This window comes from Enterococcus sp. MMGLQ5-1, from assembly GCF_013155265.1.
In the GTDB taxonomy this organism is placed as follows: Bacteria; Bacillota; Bacilli; order Lactobacillales; family Streptococcaceae; genus MMGLQ5-1.
In genome coordinates this window covers 93,538-105,877 of the sequence record NZ_JABJXU010000007.1, presented here as the reverse complement: position 1 = coordinate 105,877, position 12,340 = coordinate 93,538, and the positions used below count along the sequence as shown (strand labels likewise).

Annotated in this window: 10 protein-coding genes; 8 read left to right on the top strand and 2 right to left on the bottom strand. The window is 38.2% G+C overall.

The window, feature by feature from the left end; genetic code table 11:
• Window positions 1-8 precede the first annotated feature (8 nt).
• The 5 genes from trpD to trpA are packed head-to-tail and all read left to right on the top strand — an operon-like array spanning window position 9 to window position 4,358.
• The gene (gene trpD, locus HOY35_RS08595) at window positions 9-1,016 is read left to right on the top strand and encodes an anthranilate phosphoribosyltransferase (RefSeq protein ID WP_172212409.1); all 1,008 of its coding nucleotides are present in this window, start codon (window positions 9-11) and stop codon (window positions 1,014-1,016) included.
• Window positions 1,017-1,019: 3 nt separating this feature from the next.
• A complete protein-coding gene (trpC, locus tag HOY35_RS08590) occupies window positions 1,020-1,787 on the top strand; it encodes an indole-3-glycerol phosphate synthase TrpC (RefSeq protein WP_172212407.1) in 768 nt (255 codons plus the stop codon).
• Window positions 1,777-2,388, top strand: a complete 612-nt coding sequence (locus HOY35_RS08585) for a phosphoribosylanthranilate isomerase (protein ID WP_172212405.1) — start codon at window positions 1,777-1,779, stop codon at window positions 2,386-2,388. Before trpC ends, HOY35_RS08585 begins: the two co-directional genes overlap by 11 nt.
• Window positions 2,381-3,577, top strand: a complete 1,197-nt coding sequence (gene trpB / locus HOY35_RS08580; protein WP_172212403.1) for a tryptophan synthase subunit beta — start codon at window positions 2,381-2,383, stop codon at window positions 3,575-3,577. Before HOY35_RS08585 ends, trpB begins: the two co-directional genes overlap by 8 nt.
• Before the next feature lies 1 nt (window position 3,578).
• Complete coding sequence (gene trpA, locus HOY35_RS08575) at window positions 3,579-4,358, top strand: tryptophan synthase subunit alpha (protein WP_172212401.1); 780 nt, start codon at window positions 3,579-3,581, stop codon at window positions 4,356-4,358.
• Between the two features lie 1,222 nt (window positions 4,359-5,580).
• Here trpA and HOY35_RS08570 read toward each other — a convergent pair.
• Window positions 5,581-7,734, bottom strand: a complete 2,154-nt coding sequence (locus HOY35_RS08570) for a PBP1A family penicillin-binding protein (RefSeq protein ID WP_172212399.1) — start codon at window positions 7,732-7,734, stop codon at window positions 5,581-5,583.
• A 19-nt stretch (window positions 7,735-7,753) separates the two neighbouring features.
• Window positions 7,754-8,356: a Holliday junction resolvase RecU gene (gene recU, locus HOY35_RS08565; RefSeq protein ID WP_172212380.1), complete on the bottom strand. Its 603-nt coding sequence runs from the start codon at window positions 8,354-8,356 to the stop codon at window positions 7,754-7,756.
• Window positions 8,357-8,723: 367 nt separating this feature from the next.
• Between recU and trmL the strand changes: the two genes are divergently transcribed.
• From trmL to HOY35_RS08550, 3 genes are read left to right on the top strand one after another with little or no spacing between them, the layout of a single operon-like run.
• Window positions 8,724-9,230 carry a tRNA (uridine(34)/cytosine(34)/5-carboxymethylaminomethyluridine(34)-2'-O)-methyltransferase TrmL gene (trmL, locus tag HOY35_RS08560; protein ID WP_172212378.1) on the top strand — a complete coding sequence of 169 codons (507 nt, stop codon included), beginning with the start codon at window positions 8,724-8,726 and terminating at the stop codon, window positions 9,228-9,230.
• A 7-nt stretch (window positions 9,231-9,237) separates the two neighbouring features.
• Window positions 9,238-9,891 (top strand): histidine phosphatase family protein, encoded by a 654-nt coding sequence (locus HOY35_RS08555; protein WP_172212376.1) that lies wholly within the window; start codon window positions 9,238-9,240, stop codon window positions 9,889-9,891.
• Window positions 9,892-12,273, top strand: coding sequence for an ATP-dependent RecD-like DNA helicase (locus tag HOY35_RS08550; protein WP_172212374.1), 2,382 nt, complete (start codon window positions 9,892-9,894; stop codon window positions 12,271-12,273).
• Window positions 12,274-12,340 lie beyond the last annotated feature (67 nt).

Genomic DNA, 12,340 nt, shown 5'->3' with positions numbered 1-12,340 from the left:
GTGTTAGAATGAAGGGTTTACTAGAAAAAGTAGTTGCATTTGAAGATTTGAATCGTAATGAAATACTGCAGGTTGGTAATTCAATTTTCCAAGGCGAATTAACTGATGCTCAGATTGCTTCATTTTTAATTGCTTTAAAAATGAAGGGTGAGACGGCGACTGAAATGGCTGGATTAGCTGAAGTTATTCATACAAATGCAATTAAAATTCCAACGCAAGTTACGGATGCGATGGATAACTGTGGTACAGGTGGCGACCGAAGCTTCAGCTTTAATATCTCTACCACCGCTTCATTTGTTTTGGCAGCTGGTGGTGTTAATATGGCTAAGCATGGTAATCGATCAATTAGCTCTAAGTCTGGTAGCGCGGATGTTTTAGAAAGCTTGGGTATTAATTTGTATCTAGGTGCCGAAGTGCTTGGCGAGGTGTTAGATCAAGTCGGTCTAGTATTCCTATTTGCTCAAAATTTGCATCCAAATATGCGGTTTATTACTGGTGTGCGCCGAGAGTTAGAAATTCCGACGATTATGAATTTAATTGGACCTTTAACTAATCCAGTCAATTTAAAGTATCAACTAATGGGAACCTCAAGACGTGATTTAATTGGTCAAACGGCTGAGACCCTAAAACAGTTAGGGCGTAAAAGAGCAGTTGTCATCAGTGGTCCAGAAAATATGGATGAGGCTAGCCTATCAGGTGAGAACCAATATGCGCTTTTGGCGGATGGTAAAGTTACAATTCATACCTTTACTGCAGAAACCTTGGGCATAGAGCCGATTCCGATTAAAGCAATTCGTGGTGGTGAGGCTGCTGAAAATGCAGAGATATTAAAGGATGTTCTGCGTGGTGTGGAATCACCATTTAAAACAACAACAATTTTAAATGCAGGCTTGGGGTTATATACTGCAGAGAAGACTAATAGTTTAGAGGCGGGAATGACTTTAGCACGCGATATTATAGATAGTGGTGCAGCTTATGATAAATTAGAAGCATTACAAAAAGCACAGCGAGGATAAAGAATGAATTTTTTAGAGCAAATATTATCAGAAAAGGCAAAAGAAGTAGCAGAAATGCCCCTTGAAATGCCCGGTAAAGTCAGAAAAACGACTGGATTTGTAAGAAGATTACAAGAGCATCCAGAGTATTTACAGGTAATTGGGGAGGTTAAGCGTGCTTCACCGTCGCTTGGTGCGATTAATATGGCAGTTGATGTTTTACAGCAGGCTAAAAGCTATGAAATAGCAGGCGTATCAGCTATATCTGTTTTGACAGATCCTGTATTTTTTAAGGGCAATATTGAAGATTTGAAGCTGGTTGCTAAAAATGTCGATTTACCAGTCTTAAACAAGGATTTTATTATTGATAAAAAGCAAATCAATCGAGCAGTGAATGCTGGTGCAACAATTATTCTATTAATCGTGGCAGCACTTGAGCCTGAACAATTACGAGAATTGTTTAATTATGCGACGGCTTGTGGCTTAGAGGTATTAGTTGAGGTCCATAATCAAGCGGAGCTAGCAATTGCCCATGAAATTAAGGCGAATTTGATTGGCATTAATAATCGTAATTTAAAAACCTTTGAGGTTAGTTTGCAAACCAGTCTTGATTTAGTGCCAAATCAGCTTGCTGATTGCTTTTATATTTCAGAATCAGGGATTAAATCGGCAACTGAAGCCGCATTGGTAGCAAAACATTATCGGGCAGTTTTGGTTGGGGAGGCTTTAATGAAGGATGGTAATCCAAAAAAAGCAGCCAAGGCATTACAGGTTTTACGCGATGTGGATTAAAATATGTGGACTATCTACCAAAGCGGCTGTTGAGGCAGCAGTAAAAGCAGGAGCGACCCATGTTGGCTTTGTCTTTGCTCCAAGTAAGCGACAGGTCACAATTGATGAGGCAACTCAATTAGCAAATTTGGTTCCATCATCTATTAAAAAGGTTGGTTTATTTGTTAATGCACCTTTATCGGAAGTAGAAAAAACTGTTCGACAAGTTGGCTTAGATTTAGTTCAGCTGCATGGTGATGAAACCAGAGCGTATATTCAACAGCTCTCGGTGCCAGTAATTAAGGCAATTCCAATAAAAAATGGTAAGCTTCCTGAAAACCTTCGGGATTATCTCGGAAATATTATTTTGTTGGACGCGCCGGCAACTCAATTTGCAGGCGGTAATGGGCAAAGCTTTGATTGGCAAAGCATTGATTTATTAAGGCTAAACGATTTTCAATATTTTGTGGCAGGTGGTTTAACGCCTGAAAATGTTACCTTAGCAATTGAAATGCTATCACCAACAGGGGTTGATGTCTCAAGTGGTGTCGAAACAGAAAATAAAAAAGACTTAAATAAAATTCAAGAATTTATCAGAAAAGCGAGGGAGACAAATGTATAACGAACCAAATCAAGCAGGCTTTTTTGGGACATATGGTGGTCAATTTGTACCAGAAACCTTGATGAATGCCGTTAAAGAGTTGAAAGTTGCCTATGATGCGTCTAAAACGGACGAAGGATTTCAAAAAGAATTAGCGTATCTATTAAAAGACTATGTTGGTCGTGAAAATCCATTGTATTTTGCGAAAAATTTAACTGAAAAATTAGGCGGCGCCAAAATCTATTTTAAGCGTGAGGATTTAAATCATACAGGTGCGCATAAAATTAATAATGCGCTAGCTCAAGTTATGCTTGCTAAAAAAATGGGTAAGAAAAAAATTATTGCTGAAACAGGTGCAGGTCAGCACGGGGTGGCAACTGCAACTGCAGCTGCACTCTTTGATATGGAATGTAAAATTTATATGGGCGCTGAGGATGTGAAACGGCAAGCGCTGAATGTTTTTAGAATGGAGCTTTTAGGGGCTCAGGTAATTTCTGTTACGACTGGCTCATCTGTTTTAAAAGATGCTGTCAATGAAGCTTTACGAGCTTGGGTTGCTGAATTTGAGGATACGCACTATGTATTAGGAACGGCAGCCGGTCCCCATCCGTTTCCTGAGATGGTTCGTGATTTTCAAAGTATAATTGGTAAAGAAGCTAAAAAGCAGATACTAGAAAAAGAAGGTCGATTGCCAGACGCGGTCGTTGCCTGCTGTGGTGGTGGCTCAAATGCGGCTGGTTTATTCTATCCATTTGTCAACGATGAAAATGTGCAATTAATCGGTGTTGAAGCGGCTGGCAAGGGCTTGGACTCTGGCGAAACGGCAGCCAGTATTAATCGTGGCTCGGACGGTGTTTTACATGGTAATTTAATGCGATTACTACAAGATGAAAATGGTCAGATTGAAGAGGCATATTCTATTTCGGCTGGCTTAGATTACCCTGGATTAGGACCTGAGCATTGTCATTGGAATGAAACGGGGCGTGCCAAATATATAGCAGCAACGGATGCCGAGGCTTTGGAGGGCTTCAAAATGCTATGTCAAACAGAGGGCATCATTCCAGCGCTAGAAAGTGCCCATGCAATTAGTAAGCTGCCAGAACTAGCTAAGGAATTTGGTAAAGATAAAATTATCATCGTTTGTCTATCTGGTCGTGGTGATAAGGATGTTGCTCAATTGAAAGAACGCTTTGAAAAGGAGGTAAAATAAGATGAGGAGCTTGACAAAGCATTTAACAGCAATTAAAAACTCGGGTAGGGGTCTCTTCGTACCTTATATTATGGCTGGTGATCACCCAGAGGGCTTAGCGGGACTAGAGGCAACATTATTAAATCTTGAACGTTCAGGTGTTTCGACGATTGAAATTGGTATTCCCTTTTCTGATCCGGTGGCAGATGGTCCAGTTATTCAGGCTGCTGGAATTAGGTCATTGAAAAATCAAACGACGCTTAGTGCGATAATCAAGATACTGCAAAAGAGTCAAGTCAAAATACCTTTGGTAATTATGAGTTATTTTAATCCAATCTATAAATATGGTGTTGAGAATTTTATTGATGCCTTAAAAGAAACGCCTGTAAAAGGTTTGATTATTCCAGATCTGCCTTATGAGCATCGTAATTTTATTGAACCATATTTGGAAAAAGCAGATATCAGTTTAATCCCATTAGTATCATTAGCTACCAGTCGTGAACGAATGAAGCTATTGGCTGAGCAGGGCTCAGGTTTTGTTTATGGTGTGGCTATTAATGGTGTGACAGGAACGGATGCGAAATATTCAGAGGCATTATTTGAGCATTTAGCCTATTTGGCAAAGGTTAGTCCCATTCCAGTCTTGGCTGGCTTCGGTGTTTCAACTTTTGAACAGGCAGAAAAATTTAATCAGGTTTGTGACGGTGTAATTGTCGGTAGCCATATTGTTCAAGCACTAAATAAGGGCAAACAAGATGAGTTGAATCATTTTATTGATGCAGTTGTGAATATTAATAAATAGTTGTCATAAATTTCAAAAAATAGGGTTGGGCCAAAAGGCCTTACCCTTTTCGTATTGTTCGTAATTTATCTAGCACGTGTGATTTACCGAAACTCTCCCGAAACAATAAAATTTTTTCAACAATTCAACTAGAACGCTAAAGCGTTAAGTTTCATTTGTCTTAAATTTATTGTTTACCGTTCGAGTTTGGTAGGCAATCACACTTAGCTTTTATGTTTACGGGGGACAATGCGACAACGACTAGTCAACGCCTAAGCGGAAAATCCGCTAAGGCACGTTGCCACTAGCTTTTCCGTAAGTCCTGATGCGACACTTCAATGCTATAGGAAAATAGACAAATTGCCGAATATTATCTAAAAAGCTGAAATGACCGTTTAGCGTTGTAGAAATTTAGGAAAAAGGCGTAAACAAGCTTTAGCTTGTGCGTACTTTTTCTCTAATTTCCTAAACGCTGGTCGCTGAAGCCGGATTATCTAAAAAGCTGAAATGACCGTTTAGCGTGAATGGGTTAAATCAACTAGAAAAGTAGTGATACAAGTCCGTCATGCACTTTGGCACAAATCGCCAAAGTGCATGAATGCAAGACTAGCTTGTCCACACTTTTCTGAGAGAGTTGATTTAACACCCTGTTGTTGTAGAAATTTAGGAAAATGGCGTAAACAAGCTTTAGCTTGTGCGTACTTTTTCTCTAATTTCCTAAACGCTGGTTGTTGAAGCCGGATTGTCTAAAAAGCTGAAATGACCGTTTAGCGTGAATGGGTTAAATCAACTAGAAAAGTAGCGATACAAGTACGTCACGCACTTTGGCACAAATCGCCAAAGTGCATGAATGCAAGACTAGCTTGTCCACACTTTTCTGAGAGAGTTGATTTAACACCCTGTTGTTGTAGAAATTTAGGAAAAAGGCGTAAACGGCTTGTTTTGATGGGCTTTCTCTCTCAAAGCTGTTCAAATAGATATGCCATCCGGTCAGACAGAAAGCGTCTGACTACATAAAATGACTCGTCTATTTTTCACAGTTTTAATCAGAGAGAGAAAGCACCTTGTTTTACTAGGCAATTTAGTACCTTTTTCTACGTCGTTAAACGTCTTTTGTCCCACCTCTATTCTTTGACTCTACAATAAATTGAAACGGTAAATATTTTGGACTATTTTTTATAGTATAATTTGAGGGAGGTAAGCGGCAATGGCAAAAAGCAGCACAAAACGTGCTGCTATTTTTTTATTTAATTTTAATTTTTTGACCCGGTGTGGCGTACCATTCACTTTGTGAGCTAAAGCCATTTAATTCTAGTAGTTTATCAATTGATACACCAGTATTTTGACTAATTTGAGCAATACCCTCACCACTTTTTACGGTATAAGTCGTACCGTCAGTTGATGTTTGATTGACGGCATTAATATTGAGATAAAGCTCATTGCCTCGTTTGGATATACCATTGGGCATTTCCCAGTCACCACCATCATCATTAGCTGATAGATATGTCATCATCTCGCGATAGACATCACTGGCTAATATTAAATCATCAGTATACAGTGGTGTTAATTTATTTTGATAGCCGGTCCAGACAGAAACAGCGTAGGTGCGAGAATAACCGACAAAAGTTTCGTCAGGAACAATTGATTCACTGCCCGAATACCCCATTGCTGCTAGTTCCTCTTCTGTATAGTTAGAAGTTCCCGTTTTCCCAGCCTGCTCTAAACCAGAAATTTGTGCGTTAGTACCTGTATTCATACCTTGAGAAATAACATCCTTGAGAATATCTGTAATGATATAGGCTGTAGTTTCTTTAAAAACTCGGTTTCCAGTTGAACTAAAGTCTTGAGAAGTGCCATCACTATAGGTCACCTTATTGACATAGTATGGTTGATAATAAGTCCCGCCGTTAGAGAACGTCGCATAGGCAGCAGCCATTTTTAATGAAGACGCCCCATAGGTCTGATCTGCGGCAGGTGCACTATTACTAGATGAAATTGCGTTGGCATAGACTAATTCTGGGAAATTAAGATTTAGCTTATCCAAATAGCTTTTGCTGACATCCAACCCGACAGCTTCTAGGGTTTTGATTGCCGGCACATTTCTGGATAGGACAAGTGCATTTCGGACAGTCATATTACCCATATATTTTAAATCCCAATTATAAATTTGAGTATTAGTATTTGGATAATAGGCAAGTGAATCACTAACAATTTGACCAGTAGAGGTATACGTTCCAGAATCAAAGGCAGGTCCATAATCGACTAAAGGCTTCATCGTAGAGCCAAAATCACGATCCGTCAAAACTGCTTGATTATTACCGAAGGTTGTATTTTCAGGCACCTTTCTAGCACCAATCTGGGCAACGACCTTACCGGTATTTACATCAACAACAGTCGAAGCGACCTGCATATCATCATTTGGCCAAGCAACATAGTCAGTTGTATTAGCAATTTGATAAAGCTGTGTTTGAGCATCCATATCTAAGTTTGTATAGATTTTCATTCCAGAAGTTTCAACATCTTTACCAGTTTTTTCCTCAACCTCCTCTATGACTTGCTTGAGATAGTTATCAACAATTTTTTGCTTAGAGTTATCCTGAGAAAAGCTGACTAGCCCGTCATTGATTGGTGTATTTAAAGCAGCCTGATACTCTGCTTTTGAAATTTTATCGTTTTCGTACATTGTTAATAAAACAGTATCACGCCGTTTTTTTGCTTCCTCTGGTTGCGTATATGGATCATACTGGCTGGGGGCCTGTGGAATGCCAGCGAGCAACGCAAGCTGAGGGAGACTAAGCTGTGTTAACTCTTTTCCGTAATAATTTTTAGCAGCTGTTTGCATGCCATAAAAGCGATTGCCCATATACACTTTGTTAATATAATAGCTTAGAATTTCAACCTTACTGTTGCGTCTTTCTAGCTGTATGGCCAACCAAGCCTCCTGTGCTTTTCGCTTTAGAGTCTGATCACTTGTGTTAGTTGTAAAATAGGAAAGCTTGATTAATTGCTGTGTTAGTGTACTACCACCCTGCGTGCTTGAATGGGTTAGATTGTGAATAACAGAGCCGACAATTCGGATTGGATCAATTCCGATATGCTTGTAAAAGCGTTTATCCTCGACAGATACAATTGCATCGACCAAGGTTTGTGGAATTTCCTGTGGTGTAACTAATTCTCGGTTTTCAGAGCCTAAATCAGCGAATAATTCATTATTTTTATCATAAAAGGTACTTGAAGCAGTACTACTTAATTTTGCTTCAGACAGCTTTGGTGCATCTTTAGCATAGTAGAAAAAAAGACAACCGCCAGCAATAAGACTAAGAACGACAAGAGAAGAGAAAATTGCCAAAATTTTAATGATAATACCACTTTTTTTCTTTTTGTGTTGCTCTCTCATCTGTTTTAATTGGCTCGATTTAGCTATTTTCTTTTCCTCCTTTAATTAATCCATCGACAACCTTTAAAAAAGGAATCCTAGGATTGATTTCAAATTGAATTTGAAAGCCAAATTCAATAATAAAGCTTAGTGGGATAGATTTTCTGGTTTCCTGATTTGAATTAAAATAAGGAATTAAATGCTTTGCTTCCAGTAGATAGCAATCATCCAAGCTTGCAAAATATAATAGAACAAAACAGATACCATCCTGCTCTATCACCCTTGCCATATGTTCAATTTGGTGTGGGTGAAAATTTTTAAGCGGAAAGGATTTTTTTTGCTTGGTTTCCTTTGCTTCAAAATCAATATAGTAACCTTGGTAAACGCCAGAATAATCAGTAGTCGATGCATGTCGATAATAAGCCTCTGTTATTTTTGCGCGACTTCTCTTAGGATAGTCAACCTTGACAACCTGAACTGGGGTTGGTTTTTTGTGAATTACAGCAATTCGTCGTGAAAGATAGTAATCGTTACTATCGTTAATTGCGTTCTCGAAACTCATACCTCGATTTGCAAAATTTGTTTTTTTCGCCAGCTGATGACTGCTTATTTCTCGCTTTATGCCATTTGGATACTGTATCACTCCACTCACCTCAGTAATAGTATAACATTTGTAAAAACTATTGTATTAATAAATCCGCAATATTAAAACAGTTATGCATTATAATAGGCTGCTTATTTATATTTTAGAAGCTTTCTTACATTATTTTAAAATAATTTTTAAAAAATGATTGTACTAAAGCTTAAAATATGTTAATATTCTGTTATTGAATTTCACTTGTTTTTATCAGTTCCTGTTTTGATAAAAGTTAGTGAACTTCTGTCACTAGCTAGAATGCTTGCAGAGATTGACTCCGAGCGTTTTGGCTTTTTTTTTACATCAAACCCATGTAAAATAGACTTAATTGAAGAACGATACTAAAAAAATATATAAAAAGAAGAAGGAAAAGATGAATCACATTGTTTTATTTGAACCATTAATTCCCCAAAATACTGGAAATATCGCCCGAACCTGTGCGGCGACGAATACGCCGCTACATTTAATTGAGCCGTTAGGTTTTTCAACAGATGACAAATATCTAAAACGTGCAGGACTAGATTATTGGCATGAGGTTGATATTTGTTATCATGCGGATTTGAATAGCTTCTTGAGTATTTTAGATGATGAGGCTCACCTTTACCTAGTTTCAAAATTTGCTAATAAGATCTATTCAGAAGCTGATTATCAAGAAAAGGGCGACCATTATTTTATCTTTGGTAAAGAAACGACAGGGCTACCAGAAGCTTTTATGCGAGATAATGCAGAAAAAGCAATTCGTATTCCAATGAATGACCAACACGTACGTAGTTTAAATTTATCTAATACGGCGGCTTTAATTATTTATGAGGCATTGCGCCAACAAGGCTTCCCGAATTTAGAATTAACGCATCATTATACGAATGATAAAATAGATTGAGGCGAATATGGAACTATTTTTTACTAGGCATGGCAAAACAGAATGGAATCTTGAAAAAAGGCTACAGGGTAAAACTGGCGATTCTCCTTTACTACCTGAAAGCCTGCAAGAAATCGAACGACTTGGTGCTTACTTAAAGCAGTTTAATTTCAAGCGCATTTATACCTCACCTAGCCTTCGTGCGCGACGGACAGCAGAAATAATCAATCACAAAAGAACTGATGAATGCCCGATTATTTTAAGTGAGGGCTTGCGAGAATGGGGTCTAGGAGATTTAGAAGGCGTTTTAATTGAACAAGCTAAATCTGAATTTCCTAATGAAATGCGTTTTTTTAGAGAAGACTTATCCAAATTTGACCCATCGGCTTTTCGTGGTGAAACCGTTACTCAGGTGCTTGATCGAATGTCACGCACAGTTCAGACTGCGATGCTTGAAACTAAAGGAAACATTTTGTTTGTTTCGCATGGCGCGGCCCTGACCGCAACTATTAATTATTTGACGGGCGCTTCTTTGAGTCAATTAAGAGCACGCGGTGGCTTAAATAACAACACACTCTCAATATTGACTGCTACTAAGCCTGAATTACCATTTGAATTAAAGCGATGGAATGATGATCATTTTCTTAAGCAGCAGAGCCAATCAACAAAGGATATTATTTAAATGAATGATGTTTATATTGTCGGCACAGTTGAGGCTATTTTTTTTCAAAATTCAGCAAATTTTTATAAGGTTATTTTAGTTAGTGTTGAAGAAACTGATTCAGAGTATGATGACACTGAAATTGTGGTAACCGGTACAATTGGTGATATTACTGAGGGAGAAAGCTATCGCTTTAATGGTTTTCTTAAGCAGCATCCGAAATATGGTGAGCAGCTGCAGCTAACCGCTTATGAGAAGGTGTCACCCGCCTCGGAGGAAGGCTTGATTAAATATCTTTCGAGTGATAAATTTCCGGGGATTGGCTTGAAAACAGCGACTCGTATCATTGAAATTTTTGGAGAGGATGCTATTGATGAAATTTTAGCGCATCCTAATCGGCTTAATGAAATTGCTGGCTTAAATCAGACAAAGCGTGAAACGATCTTGAATAGTTTAAGGGCGAATTATGGTATGGAAAAAGCCCTCTTAGGGTTGGCAAAATACGGTTTGGGTAATCACCTTAATTTTCAAATTTATCAATTGTATAAAGATGAAGCAATTCAGATTATTGAAGAAAATCCCTATCAGCTTGTTGAAACAATCAAGGGGATTGGCTTTAAGCGGGCGGATAACATCGCTGAGCAGCTTGGCATTGATCACAATGCTAATGAGCGCTTTAGAGCCGCTGTCATTCATGAGGTGTTACAATCTGCGGTTACAACAGGTGATACATATATTGAAGCTAAGGATTTATTAGTGCTTGCTGTTACAACCTTAGAAGAATCACGCCCTTACCCAATAGAACCCAAAAAAGTTGCTCAGGCATTGTTAGAGCTGGTCGAAGAGGGAAAAGTCCAGCAGGATGGGACTAAAATTTTTGAAAATTCACTTTTTTTTGCTGAAAGTGGCATTGTCACAGAAATTAAACGCCTTTTAAAGCGGAAGGTGCATATTCAATACGATGATCAATCAATCGAAGCTGCGATCGCTAAAGTTGAGAAATCTAATAAAATTACCTATGGCTCAATGCAGCGTAAGGCGATTACTGAAGCGATTCAATCACCTTTTTTTATTCTGACTGGTGGTCCAGGAACGGGTAAGACAACGATTATTAACGGTATTCTTCAAGTTTTCGCACAATTAAATAATCTTTCTTTGTTAGAAAGCGACTATCATGATCAGGTTTATCCATTTTTACTTGCTGCGCCTACTGGGCGTGCTGCCAAACGGATGAATGAAACAACTGGTTTACCCGCTAGTACCATCCATCGAAAGCTGGGCTTAACAGCTGATGATGATAATGAGGCAGAGACTAATGACTTGTCAGGTGATTTATTGATTGTCGATGAATTTTCAATGGTTGATACTTGGCTCGCCAATCAACTTTTTCAAGCAATTCCACAAAATATACAAATTATTTTTGTCGGTGATAAGGATCAGCTACCTTCTGTTGGACCAGGTCAAGTTTTTGCGGATTTATTACAAATATCTGAAATTCCCAAAATAGAACTAGAACAGATTTATCGTCAAGGTGCCAACTCAAGTGTTATTAGCTTGGCGCATTCAATAAAAAACGGTGAATTACCTAGTGATTTTACAGCAAATCAGGCGGACAAATCCTTTTTCTCTGCGAATAGTCAAATGGTGGTTCCTTTAATTGAAAAAATATTAATCAAAGCCAAGGCTAAAGGGATTTCGATTAATGAAATACAAATATTAGCACCAATGTATCGTGGTAATGCTGGCATTAATCGTTTAAATCAAGCGGTACAAAATATTTTTAATCCCTTGCAGGAGGGGATGCTGGAAGTCGCTTTTAATGATCTGAGCTTTCGTCGAAATGATAAAATATTGCATCTAGTTAATGAGCCTGAGCAGAATGTTTTTAATGGTGATATTGGCTATATTTCAAGTATAATTCCTGCTAAGCATGCAGAAAGTAAAATGGATGAATTGGTTTTGGATTTTGATGGCAATGAAGTTATTTATCCGCGCAACCAATGGCATAAAATCACGCTAAGCTATGCGATGAGTATTCATAAGGCTCAAGGCTCGGAATTTGAACTAATTGTGCTACCACTTGTAAGTGCTTATCATCGGATGCTCCAAAGGAATTTACTTTATACAGCGATTACGAGAAGTCGTTCTAAATTGATTTTAATTGGAGAAGTCACTGCCTTTGAACAAGCAATTCATCACCAAGGTAATACAAGAAAAACAAATCTACTAGCTTATTTTGGTACAAATAAAATAAGTGAAGTATCGAATGCCAGTAATGAAGTAGCAGCAGCCAATAATTCATTTGAAGATTATATTTTAACGGTGGAACGTATTAATAATGGTCAAATTCCCCCAAGCATTGGTTTAGAGGGCTTAACACCGTATAGCTTTATAGAAAAATAATAAAAAGCAACACATCCTATTTAAATCAATCTCAAAAGTTAGAGCTGAGCTTGAAGTGAATAAGATG